This is a genomic window from Fonticella tunisiensis, from assembly GCF_004364155.1.
Lineage (GTDB): Bacteria > Bacillota > Clostridia > Clostridiales > Caloramatoraceae > Fonticella > Fonticella tunisiensis.
Genome location: NZ_SOAZ01000001.1, coordinates 68,657 through 89,619 on the forward strand (window position 1 = coordinate 68,657; position 20,963 = coordinate 89,619).

Sequence of the window (20,963 nt, forward strand, 5' to 3'; positions counted from 1 at the left end):
AAGAAGGTGCGTGAACTCGCTCTAGCTCAAACACCACGAACACTTCTCTAAGGCGCTGCTTCATCCTATGTGACAGGAACTTCTAATTGCTCGCTAAAATGCGACCTACATATATTTTTTATCTTCGCTCAGTCCCTGAACTACAACAACGGATTAAATTAAAATAAAAGCAATGTCTTTACTCTAAAACATTGCTTTTATTTTAATTTTTTAGTAAATGGTGTGGCATGAAATTTGCGTATATATTGAGTGTAATATATGAAAGGGATCAATACAGTGTAATGAAAAATACCAGACGCTGAATCCATGTAATGGAACGGGGGATAATCAAATTGGGGTGAACCATTAAGGGGGCTAAACTCTATGGCCTAACCCGTCAACTAACCTCGTAAGCAGAATAGAGGAGGAAAATTATGTACAAGTTGAGTAAAAATCATGTAGTTTTTATACTTATAGCTTTTGCATTGATAAGTGCAGGAGTTATAGCAAATTCACTTAATAAGGCAGAAAAATCCGAAGCATCGTCTGATAATATAGTACAAAGCAGCAATACTTTGGAAGAAAAAGCTGTTAAAGTTTCTGATGAGGAGCCAAAGGAAAAACTGCCTGAAATAGTAAGCTATGTAGTAAAATCGGGAGATACATTAGAGTCTATAGCAAGCTCCTACGGAATTAAAGTAAGCAGCATAACTGAATCCAATAATATCTCGAATGATGCTGTGTTAAAAGAAGGACAGCAGTTAAGGTTTCCTTCTATAGATGGAATCCTGTACAAAGTTAAAAGCGGTGAAACCCTCTGGGAAATATCAAGGGCTTATGATATTGATTTAAATGAACTTCAGAGAATAAATTCTATAAATTCATCCGATAAGCTAAAGCTTGATCAAGAAATAATCATTCCGGGAGCAGATAAGATAAAGGTAATTAAGGCAAATAAACCCGCTGCTAAGGATTCTGTCACAGCCTCAAAAATAAAAAGTATAAAGACTGCATCAAGGGGGGGATCTTTAGTTTCACCCTTACCGGGTATTATATGGCCGCTTAGAGGGAAAATAACCTCGGGATTTGGGCCAAGAGATGGAAGAATGCATAATGGGCTGGATATTGCAGCCCCAACTGGCACTAATATAAAAGCAGCACTGGATGGAAAGGTAATATTTAGTGGTTGGAAGAATGGTTATGGCAATATAGTTATATTAAATAATGGAAATGGTGTTGAAACTTACTATGCTCATAATTCTTCAAATCTTGTAAAAGTAGGACAAGATGTAAGTAAAGGTCAGGTTATCGCAAAGGTTGGAAGTAATGGAAATGCAACAGGATCGGTACTTCACTTTGAAGTAAGAAAGGGAGGAAAACCCTATAATCCATTAATATTTTTACCTTGATGTATGATAATTGAAAATGTAGTTTTGAAATGTTTGCACAAAGGGAGGAAAAACTATGAAAATAAATGGACTTACAGGGATGAGCAGTAATATGTTTGAAAATTGTAAAATGAAAGACATGAATGGAAGTAGAGAGGTAAAACAAATTGATGTCGAGAAAATAAAGTCTAATGAATTAGCAAGTAACAGAACAAGAGCAAATAATACAAATGGAGTGAAGGAAAATTTAATTGATTTAAAGGTTTAAAGCCTCCTGTTTTATTTTGGATAATCCCGTGGAAGCGGCAATAGCGAAGCCCATGCAGTTCTTTTGAATCTGCAAGGCTTCGCTTTAAAGTTTTTCCTTTTAAATAGCATTTTAAATAAAACAACAGGATCATCTGCTGGACGACAGTTGTTATGGCAGTATAAATCTTTAGTAATTTTATTCGTTGTGCTACTCTGAAAAGTTCATTGGAATAAAAGGAGAAAGCATGTACAGACCGGCGCTGCGATAAAAAATATATTTGATTCGACAGTACGCTTAGCAAAGAAGTTCTATGGCTCGGGATTTGAAAAATGTGAAATTCACATATTTTTTATATCTGATTTTTCTTAGTAAAATTATGTACGAAAGATTAATATCTATGCCAATTTATGGCAAATCAAAATGGAGATATAAGCAGCACAACACGTTAATTTAATACTTATCTATTTAGTAATTAATTTAATACAATTACTTCAAAGGAGGACACTATATGAGTTGTAAAAAGATTCTCATAATAGAAGATGAAGAAATGATAGCAGAGTCTATTAAAGGATATTTAGAAAGAGATGGTTTTAAGGTATATACTGAGCAAAATGGCAGGCAGGGCTTAGATAAATTTTATAGGTTAAATCCTGATTTAGTTATCCTAGATTTAATGCTTCCAGAGTTGTCAGGTGAGGATATATGTATATCTATACGCAAGACCTCCAGGGTTCCTATAATCATGTTAACTGCAAAGGTGGAGGAAGAGGATGTATTAAGAGGGTTGGATATTGGGGCAGATGACTATATTACAAAGCCATTCGGTATGCGTGAATTAGCCGGGAGAATTAAAGCGGTGCTTCGAAGAGTAGATAATGATCCACAGCCACTTTTTAGTAAAATGAGTTTTAATGGGGGAGATCTGGAATTTGATATAGATAAAAATGAAGTAAGAAAAAAAGGGGAATTACTAAGACTTACACCAAGTGAATATAAAATTCTGCTTTCTTTATTAAAGTATCCTCAGAAAACCTTTACTAGAGAGGAATTAATATATATCGCATTAGGTCAAAGTTATGAGGGATATACTAGAACGATTGATACCCACATTAAGAATTTAAGGTCCAAAATTGAAACTGATATTAAGAATCCCCAATACATTATTACAGTTCATGGGTTTGGCTACAAGTTTGGAGGAGAGAAATATGAGGTATAAGTTGGGGAATAAACTCTCAATAACCTATGCAATTATCGCAGTGGTTACTGTGGGAATGATTGCAGCGTTATTTAATTTATTCGTTGAAAAATATTTTATAGAATACGTGAAGGCAAACAATGAAACTATGATTCATACTATAACTCATAGTATAGAGCATCAATATCATAACGTTGACAAGTGGGATAAGAATAAGTTGAGAGCAATAAGTGATGATGCTCTCAAAGAGGGGCTTATTCTGGTTATCAAAGATAAGGAAGGAAGGGTTATATGGGATACTTCAAAAAATAAAGGCATGTCAGATGAGCTTCTCTTAAGTTATATAGAGAACAATATGAGAAGAAGATATAAAAATTGGAATGGAAAGATTGAAAAAAAGGAAGTTCCTTTATATTACGAGGGTGAAGAATTAGGTTCAGCAGTAATAAAGTATTATGGACCATTCTATTTTACTGAAAACGAGTTCGACTATATCAATGTACGTTCAAGGATAATTAGATTGGTGATGATGGTTTCTATATCTTTATCCGTGCTCCTTGGGATTATAATCTCAAGACAGATAAGTGTTCCTATAGAAAAGGCCATTAGAATTACCAAATTAATATCAGAGGGAAATTATAAAACTAAAATTGATATAAAGTCTAATGCCGTGGAAATAGATGAGCTTGTAAAGGCTGTGAATTTACTTGGAGAAAAATTGGAAAAGCAGAATACAATGAGAAAACGAATAGTATCAGATATTGCGCATGAGCTTAGAACTCCATTAGCAGCTATACAGAGTTATCTGGAAACATTAATTGAAGGGGTATGGGAACCAACAATAGACAAGCTTAATAATATTTACAGAGAAGTTTTGAGAGTTAACAGGCTTGTAGGAGATTTATCTAAACTTACAAGATACGAAAGTGAGACAGATAATTTAAATATTCAGCTGCTGGATTTAGATGAAGTTATAAGTAGAATTATAATGAACTTTAGTTCAGAAATACACAAGAAAGACATAAGGCTTAAAGTTGATACCAATGTGAAAAGTATATATGCTGATGAAGATAAAATAAGTCAAGTGATTGTTAATATTCTTTCTAATAGTATAAAATATACTGATACTGGAGGAGAAATCACTATTACAACCTATGAAAATAATTCAAAGGTGTTTATAAAAGTTAAGGATAACGGTATAGGAATACCTCCTGAGGACCTGCCACATGTCTTTGAAAGATTTTATAGGGTTGATAAATCTCGCCAAAGAAACACAGGAGGTTCTGGAATAGGTCTTACGATCACAAAAGCAATAGTTGAAGCACATAGGGGAAATATCAGAATTGAAAGTTAATTAAATAGAGGAACAGAAGTTATAGTAGAGTTGCCTAAGAGAGTTAAATAGTAATTTTACCAGTTCTTAAGAAGCAGCAAAATTAAAGTAAAGTCTTGTAAACTCGCTGAGAAGTTGAATGATATGGTGAAAATATTTAAGATATAAAGCATACTTTTGTGTAATTTTGGCAGTAATAAATAATAAAGGGATATATTTTGGAGGAATTATTATGGATAGTACCGAAAAAATAAGAAAGAGATACGATAGGGCAGCAAGATTTTATGATTTGCTTGAGAGTCCTATGGAAATTATGAGTTTAAAAAAATGGAGAATAAAAGTAATGAGGCAACTTGAAGGCAGGGTTTTGGAGGTAGGTGTAGGAACGGGTAAAAACATACCCTATTATCCTGATAATCTTGACATCACTGCAATTGACTTTAGCACCAATATGCTTTCTAAGGCGAGGGAAAAGGCAGTGAGATATGGCAAAAAGGTTAAGCGGCTTCAAATGGATGCTCAAAACATGGATTTCCCCGATGATTCTTTTGATAGTGTTTTTACAACCTGTGTCTTTTGCTCGGTACCAGACCCTATAAAGGGGCTAAAAGAAATCAGAAGGGTATGCAAGCCGGATGGAAAGATAATAATGATTGAGCATGTAAGAAGCGAGAAAGCTGCTCTTGGATTATTGATGGATTTATTAAATCCTTTAGTGGTAAACGTATACGGAGCCAATATAAACAGAAGGACAGTCGAAAATATCCAAAAGGCTGGATTTACTTCAATTGAGGTAAGAAATCTCTCAAGCGATATTGTAAAAGAAATAATAATTCGAAATGTAAAATGATTTTCATGCTACTTGCTTAATAAAAACAAAAACAGCTATCGGGGCCTGCTGATAGCTGTTTTTGTTTTTAGCTTTAGGATATAAAAAATAATTAAACCAGGCTTGTGCAGCAAAAAGGAAAATTAGATGGCTTTCTATTTAATGTAATTGATTATTATGCAACTGGAAATATGGCATGAAATTTGCTAAATGTTATATCAAAAGGAGGTGTAGTTTTAGTTCATTTATGCTTTGTGAAAAAATAGGAATGTAATGTTATTAAAAATAGTAAAGAATACCAATGTGTATCGATACTAGGTGGTGAAATATGATTAAGGAAAGAAAACCATTAATATCCATTATAATAGGATTAACTATACTATCAGCTGTAGTTGTTGGATTATTAAATGAGACATGGCATTTCTACAGAAAAAAATATTATGCATTTGTCCCAAATGCAGGAGATGGAACGATTGCAGTGATTGATACTGAAAAGCATGAGATAGTTAAAAGGATTAATATCGGAACAGCAGCCTCCGATGGGATAGCGGTGACAAAAAACGGAAAGTTTATTTATGCAGGTAATGTCGAGGGTGGAGAAGTATTTGTAATAAATACTTCAACAGGGGAAGAAGTTGCAAGAATTAAAACCGGGTTAAATGTTCATGGTATAGATATAACCCCTGATGACAAATATGTTTACGTTACAAGTGGAGATTTAAAGGAAGGGGTTCAATATAATTATATTTCTATAATTGAGACAAAATCCAACAAAATAGTTGGGCAGATAACATCTGATTGGAAGAGCCCTTCACATATAGATTTCAGTAAAGATGGTAAGCTGGCCTATGTTTCAAATGTTATATCAAATGAAGTCGCCATTGTTGATACTCAAACAAGAGAAATATTAAAGAAAATTCCAGTGGGGCGTATTCCCAATGAAACTGAACCTTCAGTAGATGGGAAAAGATTATATGTTGCAAATGTTGGGGATGGCACATTGTCGATAATAGACACAAATAGCTACGATATTATAGGAGGTATAGAAGCTGGAAGAGGGATTCATGGAATTGCAGTTACAAAGGATGATAAATATGTATGGACAGCCAATAGAACTTCAAAGGATGTATCTGTAATTGATGTTGAAAAGGGTAAAGTTGTAAAATCAATAAAGCTTGGGGGTACACCAAATCATGTTTCCATAGTTCCAAATACGAATATTAGCCTATGTTTCAAATTTGGAATCAGGAGATATTCAGGTAATAGATATGTCAAACTTTAAGGTTATAAAGACGATTCCTATAGGTAAGGAGCCCCATGAAATAGATTTTGCAGCTATGGATAATATTTAATCCTGGATATCCATTAAAGTACCTATATTGTGTCAAATCATACAATTGATGTTGTAGAAAGAACAGCTTTTATAAGGATGATGAAAGCAATGTTGTTGCGCTAAAGAGGAGTTTACAAAGAATCAAAATCTTCTAAAACCCAGACAAAGCTGGTAGTGAGAGTGTATACTTTCTACTGCTAGCTTGTTTTATGAACTGCAGCAATACTTTAGCTTTCATAAATAGATGCTGTAAACATTCCTTAGGTTGGTTTAGTCATGTTGTTTAAAATATAATGCGGAAAGTTACTGAAATATCTAACAAAATGTTAGATTCAGTGGTTAATGGTTTTTCAATGATATTCTATATCTTCATAATGCCTTGACAATTGGGATATAGAATTAATTCACAGCATCATAGAAATGGGTAGAGATAATGAGAATACTTATGTATCTATTAAGCAAGCAATATAGGCAAAAAATCAATGATAACTATACAAATAACTTAATAAAGAAATTCAACGAGATTGATGAAGAGTATGAAAGAATATATAGTAGTGTAACTATTCAGAGTTATTGTGATTATGAGCAATTAGAAAATGTATCCTAATTGGCGTTCTTGTAAATCCAACTATTTATGTTACCCTATTATTCCATGACAATGATGTAGGAGAGAATATATCCTGAAATCTTTGTTCCTACAATCCCACAGGCTGAAGATGGAAAATATCCAGTAGATAATACAGATTTTAAAGCAGACTACAAAGGTGAGTACTGCTATATATGCCAGTATCCTGGGCATGCTCAGGATGGTATGTATGGAAAGATTATTGTTCAGTAAGGGGTTAATTGGCAATAAGCAGTATCAATAATAGAATTGATACTGCTTATTTTTAAATGATGGATATGATGGAAAATGTTAATCTGATTTATGATACTAAATTTTCTAAAATATATGAAAAGGTGATGATTGTTTTAATTTACAAGCAATTATTTACTTCATTGGCAATCTTAAGAAGTATTTTATAATCATCACCAAATGTACATAGGGAATTGCAATTTTTATATAAGCTAGAGAATAATATATACCTTAAAGAAATACATTCCAATCTTTTAAAGGATGGGCGCTTTAGCTGAGCAATTATTTCTTTTTCACGGGAATCAGGAGCTACCAGGAAAAAATTATATTGTCTGGAACCAAGTGATGATGCCAGGTCTACTAAGCGTAAAATACCTGAATATATGGATGTACTTTTCTCAATTTCAAATGCGCATTCAATTTCACTTGTATCTTTATTTATCCAGATAACATCAATAAGAGAAATTGTTTTTAATACTTCCTTTGGAAGATCTAATATTGGAAGTTCTGGAATGGTAATAAACTCCAGACTTTTACCATTGAGGGATTTCGTCCTATCATTAACTGCAACAAAAACATCATAACCTAGATTTCTACCTATCTCAGTTAATAAAAACTGCATTTTAAGATGTTCTGATTCCTCTTTTATCTCATTTTGAACTTCAAGATGGCGTTTTTTAAGTGCCTTTTCTAATTTATCCTTTTCAAACTTCAATGATACTTTCCAGTTTTGACTTAAAGAAATCTTTCCAATTCCAACATCAAACAATAAGCCGGATATTGCACCTAAATCCTTTGATAGCAATGGATTTAATTCTTCATTTGTTTTTATTACTATTTCTCGCATTTGCAAATAATCGTTCCAGGAACCCAGCTTCTTTTTATCAGAAAAAATTGCATTAAATCCATTTACCATTGCAGTATTAAAAGGAGGCATTAGTGTTGGGTGTAAAAAATAAAGTATATTTGCTACAGCAGGACCTAATCCCTTGATTTTATAATTGTCCAATTTTATAATTTCTTTTATTATTTTGTCAGCGCTGTTTGCTGATAAGCAGGATTCCAGAAACTGTCCAAATATCTTTTTATTTTCTTCATTTTCATAAATATCAGGAATTCTTAGCTTTGGCTTCCAATAGAAAGGATGTGCTGCACCTTCAAATACTTGTTTTTGTTCTGTAATACAATTTAAAACAAATTCTAGGGGGGAACCCTTAAAATCATTTCCGAAGGAATCATTTTTAATAGAATTAATAACATTAATAACTCCTCGTCTAATAGACCTAAAAGCTTTCATTCTTGCTTCATTATAAATAAACCAGGTGTTGTAGACAGATTCAGAATCCTTCTTATATTGATTGACAAGTTTTATTAAATTTGCAGTTTCCATAAAGCTGCCTCCCTAGAACTTACTCTCATATTTTCATCTAATTTTCTAGATAAATATTTTCTAATAATATTATCATAAATATAATCAAATCAATAATCAATATAATTCATTGTTGTAAATGCTACAAGATATGCAGAAAGTGCAACACCGATTGTATAAATAAATTCAAAGCAATTTTTCCTTAATATTCAAGAGCAAGCGTAAAATAATCCCCAACTATATAATAGGTGGGGATTATTTTACGTTTACGAACAAATTTTAAGAGGTGATTTTATGTTTATTGAAATCTTGATAACTTTTGGAATAGTTTCAGCGGCTATATACATGCTTTTAAAAAATATTAAGAAAAAGGCCCTTGGAAAATGTGACAGCTGTTCTGAAGGTAAGGATGATGATCCTCCTCTTCATAAAATATTCAAATAAAGCTGTTAAAATATAATATGTGAAGAATTATATGAAAAGTATTGGGCAGGATGATTCGGATTGACACACTATCTTTGGATACTATCTTGAAATTTCGTGACTTATCGTAGAATATTGTGAGTTCTCTACTTCAATCAAGGTATGCCATTGACATTGAGCCTCTGTATATATTGGTTTAAAGCCCTGGCGGCAGTCAACTATTCAGGACTACCATACAAAATGCTATCATATATACCCTCAATATCAAATCCATAATGGAGGGAATGAGGGGATTTAGAGGTAGAGAGATTATGGGGGGAGTATGGACACTTCTAAGGCGAAAGCCACTATTCCTATTTATCCAATTCTTGATGATACAAAGTAAAGGATAAAATAAAAATACGGTCATTATATCCTAATACAAGAACTTAAACAATGCTAAAGGAGATGTAGAATTTATTACGATATATTATCGAATAAGCCCTGCTATAAGGCTTACAGGAAAGATAAAAAAAGTAAATAACCCCAGGTTTGGTGGAACCTGAGGTTTAAATGGAGGGGGTAGAAACAATTATTAGTTTCTGTTTATATTATGAATGAGTTATGTAAAGGAATTATGAAGATTAGTGAAATTAATATTTATTATCACATTAAATAGACTCATAAAATGTATTAAAATAATATAATATTAAATACTTAATATTTGAAAAAATGGCAATTGTAATAAACTATTAAAATATAGATATAAAACGATATATACACGACATATTAGATGTACAAGTTTCATTTGAATTCTATTGCTCATATCATATATAGTAAATTCAGAATTGAAAGGAGATAATATATGCTACATCATGACAACGAAAATGATTTTATGCGGTTATCGGATATCGAAAAGAATCTTGATGTGATGAGCTACCGCATATACCATGGGCCCTTAGTTGAAACAGTTCAGCAATGTTAAGCAACCTGTGAACACATGATTACTTTTTTACTGAGAAAGCATGAAACACATATGCGATTATTGCAAATACAGCTTTTACGTGACTGTGCAGATATCTGCACCTCAACAGCAAAGTATCTTGCTCGAGATAGTGCATTTTCAAAGACAATGTCTGATTTGTGCGGATATATTTGCGAAACTTGCGGAAAAGAATGTTCAAAATTTCCGGATGCAGAATCACAGGAGTGTGCTAGAATATGTTTACAATGTGCCAGAGAATGTAGAAGTTTTGCAATGTCCAAGTAAAATTTAGCATTGCTTTAATTGCAATAAAAAATAACAGTGTAAGGTTTGAAACCTGACTGATATTTTTATTTTATAATGTGAAAATCATTTTCTAAAATAATGCCATTGACAGTTAGTTTTTCAATTAGTTCAGGAATTAATATATCTTTGATGGTTGGAGCAGAAATAGCTGTAGCTGACATTGTTTCATCTTTATCAGCAGATATGAAAAAACTTCATTTGGAGAGCATCTCTCTGCTTCCTTTCCTTTTGCTTTACTCGGTGTTGTATTATCAACCGCTGCATATCTAGCGGTAGGATTTATAATTTAAAAATTATAGCAATTATAATAAAATTCATAAATTTAAGTCAGATCAATGGCATCTTTATGGTATAATATGGATATAGATTGTTTGATTAGGCATACCTTATATTGTCTTAGGGGTGATTCAAGGGGTTCCTAATTGAAAAGGAAAATGAGCCGAGTTTTTAATTTTATTTTGAGAGGTGTGGGTGGCATATGAAATTAGAAGTTGATAGGGCTGCTATAGAATATATAAAAGAAAAAGGAGCGGTTATCAGCGTAGATTTATATACTTCCAAATCCTGCTGTATTACTATAACAGAGCCTGTTGTAACCTTTGGAAAGCCTGAATTGACACAACAGTTCAACGAGTACACTATAGATGATATAAAAATATATGTAAGTAAATTCATTCACCTCAGAGATGATATAATGTCAATAAAATTGAATAAGTTTCTAGGAATAAAAAATATATCGGTATCGGGTGTGAAAATGTTATAGTGGCCTTTCCGATTTTTTTACTGCATAAAATTTAGATGAATGCATATTGAAGCAAGAATAAATGGTATTCCTGTAAATTTTAAGCCATATGTGTTAATAGGGAAATTGCAAGAACCGGGATATTGTTAATTTAAACAGCAGGCAGCTTTATTATAAAACTAAAGAGCTGCCTGCTGTTTTATATTGTTCTTATATAAAGGAATTACGCTGAAGAAAAAAGAAGCAAGTATATATCCATATAATAAAATGGTCGTTCGTTTAACACGATGCATAAACTCTGAAGGTAAAGGAATATCGGGTGTTGAAAAAATATATGATTATAAGCTCAGAGCAAGGAACGGATACGTTATTTCGGAGGGCTTATCATTTTTGCGATTATAGTTAAGAGTTATTTATAAAAAATAATTAAATACTTAATGATGCTTAAAGGAGGAGTTGGCACAAAATTTGCAAATATATTTTATCAAAGTAATTAGATTCAATTTAGACTATAAAATATTAAATCACTTAATGTTTTTATCTTACAGGTCACCGTAATTATAAATAATACATTCAAATTTATAAATAAGTTTGTGAATGCAGCTTATCATATCACACAAATGGTGTATTAAAAAATACAATTGGATTTAAATTTTGTATGCGAGCAGGAGGTGTTAAAATGGGATGCTGTGGAGGGGGAGTTGATCATAACCATCAGAACTCCAACAACTATAAAGGAACAGGTATTAAAAATATAATAACATGGGTAGTTATTATTGCATTGGCAGCGCTGATATATTACTTCACAAATTAAAAATTCTTGATAAATATTTTTATATAGAAGTTTAAAGGAGTGAGTTTTATGCAAACATTTGTACAGATTTTATCTATTGGGTTGGTAGCCTTTTTATTCTACAGGATGCTTCAGGGTGGAGGATGCTGTGGAGGAGGTCATAATCACGGAAGTTATGGAGATGGTCATGGTGCACATGGCGGCAGATCACATGACCATGGAAGTTATAACTCGGCAGGTGAAATAGAAACATACAAGGACCCAATTTGCGGCATGTATGTTTCAGCAGACAATGCAATTATAAGAAGGATTAATGGACAAACCTTCTATTTTTGCAGTGAAAGCTGCGCAAGGGAATATGAGAGAAAATACAGCTATCAATAATTCGTAAAGGAGCATTTCTATGGTAGAACTATTTAAAATAGGCCACTTTAGCATTTATCTTTTTGGAGTAACAATAGCTCTTGGAATGCTGGCAGGAATATTTATAATGTCACGGGAAGCAAAAAGAAAAGGCTTAAATGCTGATAAAATGTTTGATCTTGCCTTATATACAATTTTAGCTGCCATTTTAGGGGCCAGGTTGTATTATATAATAGCCTTCGCTCCCGGATATTATTTAAAAAATCCGGGAGAAATAATTAAAATAAACGCCGGGGGACTGTCAATTCAGGGAGGGCTGATTGGTGGGATATTATTTGCCCTATGGTACACAAAGAAGAAAGAAATATCTTTCTGGAGAGCCGCTGATGCATTTGCCCCTGGAATTGCACTTGGACAAGCTATAGGAAGAATAGGCTGTGATGTGTTTGGCATACCTATGAAGAAAATATATCCATGGGGCATAAAGGTCAGCGGCCAAATACTTCATCCAGCCCAAATGTATGAGATGATACTTGATTTAATTCTTTTCACCTATTTGCGGAGAAGACGAGGAAAGATTAAATACAATGGTGAGTTGTTTATTAAGTACATCATAGGATTTTCGATAAACAGAGCAGTAGTTGAAATATTCAGGACAAATCCAATTGTTATTAATCCTTTAACCATTGCACAGGTGACAAGCATAGCAATAATTATAATTGCACTATTTGTAAATAGATTTCTAAAAAGTAGGAGTGAAATCCTACAGGAAGATGTGGCAAATAACACAGTAGAAGTTCCAATTTATCAATATTTATTGATTTTGGCACTTGCAGCAGCAGGTATGTGGTTCTATTACTATATACATTAGAGGAAAAGGATGAAGAAAAGGTGGGATAAGATAATTGTAACCATAGAAAGCGTCGAAAAAGAAAATTAGATAAAAAATTGATTTATATAAACTAGAGGTACGATAAAGAAGAGGAGGGGGCTGCAATGGAGCAGGAAATGCAAAGATTATCAAGAGAAAAAACTTTGGAAAGAATTCATTTTCTTAGAAAAAGACTTGAGAAAATTTTTATAAAAAATGATATGAAAATCAACACACAGATTATTTTGTTGAGCAAGGAATTGGATAGAGCGATCATAAATTATCATAAACTATAAATTACTATTAAATTTGGCATCAAGTTTGCATATTTGATTTATAACTAATAACAAATGTTTTTAAAACAAAATACCCACCCCACACGGGTGAGGAGAAGGAGGGTGTATAAAATGGAAAAACAAATATTAAATATAACAGGAATGACCTGTGCATCCTGTGCCAAGGCAATCGAGAGAGGCGTAAGCAAAGTTGAGGGAGTGCACAGTGCCTCAGTAAACTTTGCAACTGAGAAGCTTTCAGTAGAGTTTGATGAAACCAAAGCAAACATAGAAAAAATTAAAGAGGCTGTAAAGAAAGCAGGCTATAGTGCGGAGGAGGAGAAATCAAACAGCATAAGGGAAATAATAATCCCTATATCAGGAATGACCTGTGCATCCTGTGCAAAAGCAATTGAAAGGTCCATAAATAAGCTTCAAGGAATAAATAAAGTAAGTGTCAACTTTGCAACAGAAAAGGCAAAGGTTGTATATGATTCAACAAAGACAAGAATTTCAGAAATAAAGGATGCCATAGCAAAGGCGGGATATAAAGCCCTTGAGATTGAAGCTGGTGAGCAGGTGGATAAGGAAAGGGAAAGAAGAGAAAAGGAGATGAAAACGCTCTGGAGAAAGTTCCTTGTGGCAACTATTTTTACAATTCCCCTTCTTTATATAGCCATGGGGCATTTACTGAATGCTCCACTGCCGGAGATTATAATGCCTGAGATGAACCCATTTAACTTCGCAGTAGTTCAGCTGGTACTGGCAATTCCAGTGGTAATAGCAGGTAATAAGTTCTATACAGTTGGATTTAGTAAACTTATACGACGCGAACCAAACATGGACTCGCTTATTGCAATGGGTACATCAGCAGCCTTTATATATGGAATATATGCGGTAATTCAGATTGCAAATGGCAAAGTAGAATATGCAAAGGATCTATATTTCGAAACTGCAGGTGTAATAATTGCGTTAATACTTCTTGGCAAATACCTTGAGGCAGTTACAAAGGGGAAAACCTCGGAGGCCATAAAGAAGCTAATGGGACTTCAGCCCAAAACAGCAGTTGTAATACAGGATGGTAAGGAAATGACAATACCAATAGAAGAAGTTGAAGTGGGGGATATAATTCTTGTAAAGCCGGGAGAAAAAATTCCTGTTGACGGTGAAGTTATAGAGGGAAGAACGTCTGTTGACGAATCAATGCTTACGGGTGAAAGCATCCCGGTTGAAAAGAACGTTGGAAGTAAGGTAATTGGAGCAAGCATTAATAAAAATGGGACAATTAAGTTTAAAGCTACGAAGGTTGGAAAGGATACTGCCCTTGCACAAATAATAAAGCTTGTTGAAGATGCTCAGGGTTCTAAAGCCCCCATAGCAAAGCTTGCAGATGTTATATCAGGATATTTTGTGCCTGTAGTTATAGCAATAGCCGTTATTGCAGGGCTTGCATGGTATTTATCCGGAGAATCGGCAATTTTCTCGCTTACAATATTCATAGCAGTGCTTGTTATAGCCTGCCCATGTGCACTTGGCCTTGCAACACCAACGGCTATAATGGTTGGAACAGGTAAAGGTGCAGAGCATGGAGTACTTATAAAGGGCGGGGAAGCATTAGAAACAGCTCACAAGATAAATACAATTGTATTCGATAAAACAGGTACGATAACAGAGGGTAAACCAGTGGTTACAGACATAGTTGTAGTAAATGGATTCGACAGGGAGCAGCTTTTGAAACTTGCAGCATCGGCAGAGAGAGGTTCAGAGCACCCACTTGGAGAAGCAATAGTAAATGGGGCAAAGGAAAAGAACATAGACCTTCTAGATGTTGAGCACTTTGAAGCAATTCCGGGACATGGAATAGAAGTTAGGATACAGGGTAAGGAAATACTACTCGGAAACAAGAAGCTTATGAAGGATAGAAATATAAATATTACACTTCAGGATGAATCGGATAGACTTGCCAGCGAAGGAAAGACGCCTATGTTTATTGCAATAGACAATAAGCTTGCAGGGATAATAGCCGTTGCAGACGTAATGAAGCCAAGCAGTAAGAAGGCCATAGAAATTCTTCATAAAATGGGAATAGAGGTAGCGATGATAACAGGTGATAACAGAAGAACGGCAGAGGCAATTGCAAGGCAGGTAGGAATAGACAGGGTACTTGCAGAGGTTTTACCACAGGATAAGGCAAATGAAGTTAAGAAGCTTCAAGCAGAAGGAAAGAAAGTTGCCATGGTAGGTGATGGTATAAACGACGCACCGGCTCTGGCACAGGCAGATATAGGAATTGCAATAGGTTCTGGAACAGACGTTGCAATGGAATCAGCAGACATAGTTCTTATGAGAAGCGACTTAATGGATGTTCCAACTGCTATACAGCTAAGTAAAAAGACCATAAGGAACATCAAACAGAACCTGTTCTGGGCATTTGCCTATAACACAGCAGGAATACCAATTGCGGCAGGATTACTCTATCTATTTGGAGGACCACTTTTAAATCCAATATTTGCAGCAGGTGCAATGGCATTCAGTTCAGTATCAGTGCTGACAAATGCTCTAAGGCTTAAAAACTTCAAGCCTTATCATTAAAATAAATAAAAAAATAAAGAAAGGATGATTTACATGTCAAAAAAGATATTTATTGAAGGAATGAGCTGTGGACACTGTGTTATGCATGTTGAAGAGGCTCTTAAAGGAGTATGCGGAGTAAAATCCGTAAAGGTTGATCTTGCTGGAAAGAATGCAGTAGTTGAACTTGCACATCCTGTAGATGATGCAAAGCTTAAGGCAGCTGTAGAAGACGCTGGATATGATGTTGTAAGTATACAATAATATATAAGTCCCAAAACACCTCTTTGAATTTTAAAGAGGTGTTTTTTATAAAAATGATGGAATCTTGGTAAATATGATTATAAGCCTAAGATTGATTTAACTACTAGAAAGGTTGTTGCGACAATAGAAGTAGGAAAAGGTGCGCATGGTGTTGTAACCAGCCCTGATAACAAGTTTGTTTACGTAACAAATATGTATGACAATACAGTAAGCATTGTTGACAATAATACTAATAAAGTAGTAGCAACTGTTTTAGTTGATAAAACTCCAAACGGTATAAGTTTTAGATAATAAAATTATATGTCCTGGAAAACGGTTATATTTCTAATGATTATTCTAGTTAGAAATATAACCGTTTTTGCTTTCAAAATTACATGTAGGAAGAAGTCCAAGGAGTATAAATTGTTTTTTATCGTGTAATAGTAATAAGTGAATAAACAAAATCCAATTTAAGTTGCAGTCGGTTAAGATGATGGTAAAGCATAATATAATTTACGAAAAACTATCGACGACCCTAAGGAAGCTGATTTGAAATATTTACGGTGCTATGGGAAATATATAATTCATATACATTATATTAAGATATCATAGTTGTTGCCTTGTGCTTGTACATAAACAAGTCCTTTATAAATCGTGCATTCTTAAATAGGATTTTTCTATACAGCTTGTATGATTTTAAGGATGCACTTGTTTGTAATTGGGATTGTTTAATATTAGAAAGGGAGGGTGTTTTAGTGGACAGATTTTTTAGGCTTAGTGAAAACGGTACAAACGTAAAAACGGAGATTTTGGCGGGAGTTACCACATTTCTTACAATGGCATATATCATTTTTGTAAATCCTACAATTCTCTCACAGACTAAAATGGACAAAGGTGCTGTGTTTGTTGCTACAATACTGGCTGCAACAATTGGAACTTTCGTAATGGGCCTTGTGGCCAATGTACCATTTGCTCAGGCACCGGGTATGGGGCTTAATGCATTCTTTACTTTTACAGTTGTCCTTGGTCTTGGATATACTTGGCAGCAGGCCCTTGCGATGGTATTTATCTGTGGTATCATCAACATCATAATTACCGTTACTAAAATTAGAAAGATGATAATACATGCCATACCATTATCACTTCAATACGCTATAAGTGGTGGAATAGGGCTTTTTATAGCATATATAGGAGTTAAACAGGCCCACTTTCTTCAATTTACTGTGGATGCAGCAAATAGAGTTGTACCACTGGGTGAAGGGGGAATATTTTCTGATGTGGTTCCTGCAATTGTTAATTTCAAGGACCCAGTTGCACAGCTTGCGCTGATAGGGCTTTTGATTACAGTAATTCTAATGATTTTGAAAGTAAAAAGCTCAATATTGCTTGGAATAGTTTTAACAACTGTTATAGGAATATTCTTCAAGGTTACTCAGGTTCCAAACTTGTCCGAGATAAGCTTTGCTGTTCCAAGCCTTGCACCTACCTTTCTTAAATTGGATTTTACAGGTCTCTTTGACAGTGCCCAAAGGACCTTTGTGGCATTAACTACAATATTTGCCTTCTCACTTACGGACACCTTTGATACGATAGGAACCTTCCTTGGAACCGGTAGAAAGTCAGGTATATTTGATGAAAAGGATGAAGAATCGGTAGAAAAGGGAAAGGGTTTTTCATCAAAGCTTGAAAAGGCATTGTTTGCAGACGCAACAGCTACTTCAATAGGTGCACTGCTTGGTACAAGCAACACCACAACCTATGTTGAAAGCGCTGCCGGTATAAGCCAGGGAGGAAGAACGGGACTTACTTCACTAGTTGTTGGAATCTTATTTCTGTTATGTTTGCTTATAGCTCCAATAGCAGGCATGGTTCCGGCGGCTGCAACTGCACCGGCTCTAATAGTCGTTGGAATTTTAATGGCCGAAGGCCTTTCAAAGATAGATTGGTCAGACTTTGAAGTTGCAGTTCCGGCCTTCTTCACAGTAGCGTTTATGCCATTTACGTACAGCATAACAACGGGTGTTGCAGCAGGATTTATATTCTACTGCCTTGCTAAAATCATAACAAAAAAATCAAAGGATGTGCATCCAATACTTTATATAGTAACAGCACTGTTTATACTAAGCTATGTAATAAATGCACTGATGAAATAAAGAAATCTGCCCCAGGTTAATGGGGCAGATTTCTTTACCTTAACTCCATAATTTTTTTATTATATTCAAATATCTTTTCATACTCCCTGTCCCAGAAGCTCATATCCTTCATTGAATCCAGATACTCCTTTGTATATCCGAATTTTAACCAGTCCTTTTCCTTCTGAAGGAAAAGCCTCTCCTTTGCCTCCTTCCTTCTGAAGTCGAATATGTTGTCTACTGAAGCCCGAAGGAATATATCCCTTGCCCATCTTTCAAGAACAAAATCCTTAACCTCAAGATATCTTCTTTCAAGATCCTCAACCACCGAATGGTATCTGTCAAATCCATCTGTGGCGATAGTTACAACGTTATCATCGGGACCAAGTCTTAAATACTTTGCCATCTTTATAGCGCCGAGTATGTTGCAAATTCCTGAAGGGCCGAACAAATTCCTCATATACAGTGCATCTTCCTCCTTAACACCCATCTTCTTTAAGATTTCGATTCCGTCATGTATAACCTTAAGCCCCTTTATCGTGTCATCATCGTTTATGAGCACAACAAAGTCAGTATTTAATACGTTATGGATAAGTGTACACATCTTATCACCTATGCCTTCAATCCTGTGCTGTCCAACTCCTCCAGTTGCAAGGGTTGAACACTCATAGGGTTCAAGGGCTGCAACCTTGGCTTCGGGAAAAGCCTTCTTAATCTCATCGCCTGCAGCGATTGTGCCGGCTGAACCTGGAGCAGATGTGAAGCAGGCTATCCTTCCGTTTCCTATACCTTTAACGGCTTCAATTGCAGAATTTCCTGTTACATATCTATGGAACCTGTAGTTTGGAAGAAGTTCAAATTGAGCAAGCGTTTTGTTTTTAGGGTTTTTCATCATTTCATGGGTTTTTTCGAGGGTTAATATAACGTCGGATTCTGAGCCAGGGGTTAATTCAAGCTCTGCACCATACTTTCTTATTCTTTCATATCTTTCCCTGCTCATATTGTCAGGCATAATAACAACAGCCTTATATCCCATAAGTCTGCATATGTAGGATACGCCTATTCCAAAGTTTCCAGTTGATGGTCCAAGAATTGTATGCACACCTGGGTTTATTTCACCGTCGACGCAGCCTTCTATAAGGGTGCTGTATGCAGGCCCCACCTTGTGGGAGCCCGATGGGAAGCCATTTCCAAGCATAACGATAATGTTGGCATCAACACCTGTAAGGGCCTTTGGAAGTACAATTTTTCTAACCTGATTATTCTCATCCTTCCAGGTAATGTTAAAAAGGTTTATGGGATCAAGCTCATCCTCCTTTAAAGCCCTAAGGGCCTTCTGGCGAATGTTCTTGTCAATTGTATCAGGGTAGAGCATTTCATCATATGTAGGGCCAAGGGGAATTTTTCTTTCAGCCATAACAAAACCTCCTAAAGTTTACTTTATTATTTTTTTAAGCTCATTTATATCAGGTTTTATTGCTATCGGCTTTTCAACGGCAGAGATGGCGCTTTTAATATCCTTAAGGCCATTGCCGGTAACGATTAAAACAACCTTTTCATCCCTTTTTATTCTGTTCTTCTTAATCATTTTTCTTAAGCCGGCAAAGCATGTTACTCCTGCAGGTTCTCCAAAAACCCCAGTTAGCCTTGCCATTAGCTTCATCGCCTCAAGTATTTCATAATCTTCAACGTCGACTACATCACCATATGATTCCCTTAAAGCCCTCAGGGCCTTAAGGCCGTTTCTTGGTATGCCGACGGATATGCTGTCTGCCAGGGTATCGGGCTTTTCATATTCAAAATAATTTTTTCCCTCCCTGAAGGCTCTGTTTACAGGGTTTGAGCCCGATGCCTGAACTCCAAGCATTTTTGGCATTCTGTCAATAAGCCCAAGCTCATACATTTCCTTAAAACCCTTCCATGCACCAGAGATACAGCATCCATCACCTATGGACATTACGATCCAGTCTGGGACCTCCCAGTTAAGCTGCTCCATTATTTCAAAGGAAACTGTTTTTTTACCCTCCAAAAGATAGGGATTTATTGCACAGCTTCTGTTATACCATCCAAATTTCTCCGAAGCCTTTAAGCATAGTTCAAAGGCCTCATCGTAGGTGCCATCAACAAGAACTACGTTGGAACCATAGATTAAAAGCTGCGCAATTTTCGCCTCAGGGGCAGAGGCTGGAACAAAAATATATGTAGATATTCCTGCGCAGGCTGCAAAGCCGGATAGCGAAGATGCAGCATTTCCTGTGGATGCAGCACATATCACCTTACTTTTAAGTTCAATGGCCTTTGCTACACCTATGGCACTTGCTCTGTCCTTAAAGGACGCCGTTGGGTTTCGGCCATCATCCTTTACATAGACACAATCAACTCCAAGTTCTTTCTGGATTTGTACAGCTCTGTACAAAGGAGTCCATCCAACCTGAAGATTAAGAGATTCAGGCCGGTTCTCAACAGGAAGAATGTCCAGATATCTCCATAGCGAATATTCCCTGTTTTTGCCGAGGGCTTGTCTTGTAAATTTATCCTTCAGTTTCTCATATTCGTAAATAACATAAAGAGTGCCTTCTATGCCGCATATGGGGCAGTAGTACATAACTTCATGGGGTGAGTACGTTTTCCCGCATTTAACACATTGAAGGTATTTTACCTTCGCCATACATTTCACCTCGTTTTTTAAGATATATCTGTACAATGGGCAGTCATCTATAAAAATTATTTTCATCTCAATTAACATTA

The 20,963-nt window shown here is 35.2% G+C and carries 22 protein-coding genes and 1 riboswitch; of the genes, 19 read left to right on the top strand and 3 right to left on the bottom strand.

The annotated features are described in order from the left end of the window. The first annotated feature begins 286 nt into the window (after window positions 1–286). A riboswitch (cyclic di-AMP (ydaO/yuaA leader) is annotated at window positions 287–410 on the top strand. A 3-nt stretch (window positions 411–413) separates the two neighbouring features. From EDD71_RS00340 to EDD71_RS16045, 8 genes are all read left to right on the top strand, one after another. Further along, window positions 414–1,388, top strand: a complete 975-nt coding sequence (locus EDD71_RS00340; protein WP_133626766.1) for a peptidoglycan DD-metalloendopeptidase family protein — start codon at window positions 414–416, stop codon at window positions 1,386–1,388. A 55-nt stretch (window positions 1,389–1,443) separates the two neighbouring features. Beyond that, the gene (locus tag EDD71_RS00345; protein WP_133626767.1) at window positions 1,444–1,635 is read left to right on the top strand and encodes a hypothetical protein; all 192 of its coding nucleotides are present in this window, start codon (window positions 1,444–1,446) and stop codon (window positions 1,633–1,635) included. 490 nt (window positions 1,636–2,125) lie between these two features. Continuing rightward, window positions 2,126–2,833 (top strand): response regulator transcription factor, encoded by a 708-nt coding sequence (locus EDD71_RS00350; protein ID WP_133626768.1) that lies wholly within the window; start codon window positions 2,126–2,128, stop codon window positions 2,831–2,833. Further along, the gene (locus EDD71_RS00355) at window positions 2,823–4,166 is read left to right on the top strand and encodes a sensor histidine kinase (protein ID WP_166636274.1); all 1,344 of its coding nucleotides are present in this window, start codon (window positions 2,823–2,825) and stop codon (window positions 4,164–4,166) included. Before EDD71_RS00350 ends, EDD71_RS00355 begins: the two co-directional genes overlap by 11 nt. Window positions 4,167–4,377: 211 nt before the next feature. Further along, on the top strand, window positions 4,378–4,995 hold the full coding sequence (locus EDD71_RS00360; protein ID WP_133626770.1) for a class I SAM-dependent methyltransferase: 618 nt from the start codon (window positions 4,378–4,380) through the stop codon (window positions 4,993–4,995). Between the two features lie 307 nt (window positions 4,996–5,302). Beyond that, a complete protein-coding gene (locus EDD71_RS00365) occupies window positions 5,303–6,256 on the top strand; it encodes a cytochrome D1 domain-containing protein (protein ID WP_133626771.1) in 954 nt (317 codons plus the stop codon). Continuing rightward, complete coding sequence (locus tag EDD71_RS16040) at window positions 6,243–6,326, top strand: hypothetical protein (RefSeq protein WP_423244792.1); 84 nt, start codon at window positions 6,243–6,245, stop codon at window positions 6,324–6,326. Before EDD71_RS00365 ends, EDD71_RS16040 begins: the two co-directional genes overlap by 14 nt. Window positions 6,327–7,007: 681 nt before the next feature. Next, window positions 7,008–7,145: a plastocyanin/azurin family copper-binding protein gene (locus EDD71_RS16045; RefSeq protein ID WP_423244793.1), complete on the top strand. Its 138-nt coding sequence runs from the start codon at window positions 7,008–7,010 to the stop codon at window positions 7,143–7,145. A 139-nt stretch (window positions 7,146–7,284) separates the two neighbouring features. Here EDD71_RS16045 and EDD71_RS00380 read toward each other — a convergent pair whose 3' ends face one another. After that, window positions 7,285–8,553 (bottom strand): hypothetical protein, encoded by a 1,269-nt coding sequence (locus tag EDD71_RS00380; protein ID WP_133626772.1) that lies wholly within the window; start codon window positions 8,551–8,553, stop codon window positions 7,285–7,287. 273 nt (window positions 8,554–8,826) lie between these two features. Here EDD71_RS00380 and EDD71_RS00385 point away from each other — a divergent pair, with 273 nt between their 5' ends. The 11 genes from EDD71_RS00385 (at window position 8,827) to EDD71_RS00430 (ending at window position 18,236) form a co-directional block, all read left to right on the top strand. Further along, window positions 8,827–8,976: a FeoB-associated Cys-rich membrane protein gene (locus EDD71_RS00385; RefSeq protein WP_133626773.1), complete on the top strand. Its 150-nt coding sequence runs from the start codon at window positions 8,827–8,829 to the stop codon at window positions 8,974–8,976. A gap of 958 nt (window positions 8,977–9,934) precedes the next feature. After that, window positions 9,935–10,204, top strand: a complete 270-nt coding sequence (locus EDD71_RS16195) for a four-helix bundle copper-binding protein (RefSeq protein WP_479724187.1) — start codon at window positions 9,935–9,937, stop codon at window positions 10,202–10,204. A 499-nt stretch (window positions 10,205–10,703) separates the two neighbouring features. Then, complete coding sequence (locus EDD71_RS00395; protein ID WP_133626774.1) at window positions 10,704–10,988, top strand: CC/Se motif family (seleno)protein; 285 nt, start codon at window positions 10,704–10,706, stop codon at window positions 10,986–10,988. A gap of 658 nt (window positions 10,989–11,646) precedes the next feature. After that, window positions 11,647–11,781 carry a hypothetical protein gene (locus EDD71_RS15870; RefSeq protein ID WP_279232980.1) on the top strand — a complete coding sequence of 45 codons (135 nt, stop codon included), beginning with the start codon at window positions 11,647–11,649 and terminating at the stop codon, window positions 11,779–11,781. 48 nt (window positions 11,782–11,829) lie between these two features. Then, entirely contained in the window at window positions 11,830–12,144 is a 315-nt protein-coding gene (locus EDD71_RS00400; protein WP_133626775.1) for a YHS domain-containing protein, read from the top strand. Window positions 12,145–12,163: 19 nt separating this feature from the next. Next, entirely contained in the window at window positions 12,164–12,994 is an 831-nt protein-coding gene (lgt, locus tag EDD71_RS00405) for a prolipoprotein diacylglyceryl transferase (protein WP_243116342.1), read from the top strand. A gap of 125 nt (window positions 12,995–13,119) precedes the next feature. Then, window positions 13,120–13,290 carry a Spo0E family sporulation regulatory protein-aspartic acid phosphatase gene (locus EDD71_RS00410; protein WP_133626776.1) on the top strand — a complete coding sequence of 57 codons (171 nt, stop codon included), beginning with the start codon at window positions 13,120–13,122 and terminating at the stop codon, window positions 13,288–13,290. A 111-nt stretch (window positions 13,291–13,401) separates the two neighbouring features. Beyond that, window positions 13,402–15,861, top strand: a complete 2,460-nt coding sequence (locus EDD71_RS00415) for a heavy metal translocating P-type ATPase (protein WP_133626777.1) — start codon at window positions 13,402–13,404, stop codon at window positions 15,859–15,861. 33 nt (window positions 15,862–15,894) lie between these two features. Then, complete coding sequence (locus EDD71_RS00420) at window positions 15,895–16,104, top strand: heavy-metal-associated domain-containing protein (RefSeq protein ID WP_133626778.1); 210 nt, start codon at window positions 15,895–15,897, stop codon at window positions 16,102–16,104. 90 nt (window positions 16,105–16,194) lie between these two features. After that, a complete protein-coding gene (locus tag EDD71_RS00425; RefSeq protein ID WP_133626908.1) occupies window positions 16,195–16,395 on the top strand; it encodes a YncE family protein in 201 nt (66 codons plus the stop codon). Between the two features lie 443 nt (window positions 16,396–16,838). Then, complete coding sequence (locus EDD71_RS00430; RefSeq protein WP_133626779.1) at window positions 16,839–18,236, top strand: NCS2 family permease; 1,398 nt, start codon at window positions 16,839–16,841, stop codon at window positions 18,234–18,236. Window positions 18,237–18,270: 34 nt separating this feature from the next. Here the strand turns inward: EDD71_RS00430 and EDD71_RS00435 are convergent, their stop codons facing one another. Together EDD71_RS00435 and EDD71_RS00440 are read right to left on the bottom strand one after the other, a co-directional pair. Then, window positions 18,271–19,632: a PLP-dependent cysteine synthase family protein gene (locus EDD71_RS00435; RefSeq protein WP_133626780.1), complete on the bottom strand. Its 1,362-nt coding sequence runs from the start codon at window positions 19,630–19,632 to the stop codon at window positions 18,271–18,273. 18 nt (window positions 19,633–19,650) lie between these two features. Further along, the gene (locus EDD71_RS00440; protein ID WP_133626781.1) at window positions 19,651–20,883 is read right to left on the bottom strand and encodes a threonine synthase; all 1,233 of its coding nucleotides are present in this window, start codon (window positions 20,881–20,883) and stop codon (window positions 19,651–19,653) included. Window positions 20,884–20,963 lie beyond the last annotated feature (80 nt).

What these genes read in the sequence shown, in the direction of transcription:
- EDD71_RS00440 (WP_133626781.1), bottom strand. Translation starts at nt 20,883, where the DNA reads ATGGCGAAGGTAAAATACCTTCAATGTGTTAAATGCGGGAAAACGTAC.
- EDD71_RS00340 (WP_133626766.1), top strand. Translation starts at nt 414, where the DNA reads ATGTACAAGTTGAGTAAAAATCATGTAGTTTTTATACTTATAGCTTTT.
- EDD71_RS00355 (WP_166636274.1), top strand. Translation starts at nt 2,823, where the DNA reads ATGAGGTATAAGTTGGGGAATAAACTCTCAATAACCTATGCAATTATC.
- EDD71_RS00410 (WP_133626776.1), top strand. Translation starts at nt 13,120, where the DNA reads ATGGAGCAGGAAATGCAAAGATTATCAAGAGAAAAAACTTTGGAAAGA.
- EDD71_RS00435 (WP_133626780.1), bottom strand. Translation starts at nt 19,632, where the DNA reads ATGGCTGAAAGAAAAATTCCCCTTGGCCCTACATATGATGAAATGCTC.
- EDD71_RS00365 (WP_133626771.1), top strand. Translation starts at nt 5,303, where the DNA reads ATGATTAAGGAAAGAAAACCATTAATATCCATTATAATAGGATTAACT.
- EDD71_RS00360 (WP_133626770.1), top strand. Translation starts at nt 4,378, where the DNA reads ATGGATAGTACCGAAAAAATAAGAAAGAGATACGATAGGGCAGCAAGA.
- EDD71_RS15870 (WP_279232980.1), top strand. Translation starts at nt 11,647, where the DNA reads ATGGGATGCTGTGGAGGGGGAGTTGATCATAACCATCAGAACTCCAAC.
- EDD71_RS00415 (WP_133626777.1), top strand. Translation starts at nt 13,402, where the DNA reads ATGGAAAAACAAATATTAAATATAACAGGAATGACCTGTGCATCCTGT.
- EDD71_RS00395 (WP_133626774.1), top strand. Translation starts at nt 10,704, where the DNA reads ATGAAATTAGAAGTTGATAGGGCTGCTATAGAATATATAAAAGAAAAA.
- EDD71_RS16040 (WP_423244792.1), top strand. Translation starts at nt 6,243, where the DNA reads ATGTCAAACTTTAAGGTTATAAAGACGATTCCTATAGGTAAGGAGCCC.
- EDD71_RS00385 (WP_133626773.1), top strand. Translation starts at nt 8,827, where the DNA reads ATGTTTATTGAAATCTTGATAACTTTTGGAATAGTTTCAGCGGCTATA.
- EDD71_RS00350 (WP_133626768.1), top strand. Translation starts at nt 2,126, where the DNA reads ATGAGTTGTAAAAAGATTCTCATAATAGAAGATGAAGAAATGATAGCA.
- EDD71_RS00345 (WP_133626767.1), top strand. Translation starts at nt 1,444, where the DNA reads ATGAAAATAAATGGACTTACAGGGATGAGCAGTAATATGTTTGAAAAT.
- EDD71_RS00400 (WP_133626775.1), top strand. Translation starts at nt 11,830, where the DNA reads ATGCAAACATTTGTACAGATTTTATCTATTGGGTTGGTAGCCTTTTTA.
- EDD71_RS00380 (WP_133626772.1), bottom strand. Translation starts at nt 8,553, where the DNA reads ATGGAAACTGCAAATTTAATAAAACTTGTCAATCAATATAAGAAGGAT.
- lgt (WP_243116342.1), top strand. Translation starts at nt 12,164, where the DNA reads ATGGTAGAACTATTTAAAATAGGCCACTTTAGCATTTATCTTTTTGGA.
- EDD71_RS16195 (WP_479724187.1), top strand. Translation starts at nt 9,935, where the DNA reads ATGATTACTTTTTTACTGAGAAAGCATGAAACACATATGCGATTATTG.
- EDD71_RS00420 (WP_133626778.1), top strand. Translation starts at nt 15,895, where the DNA reads ATGTCAAAAAAGATATTTATTGAAGGAATGAGCTGTGGACACTGTGTT.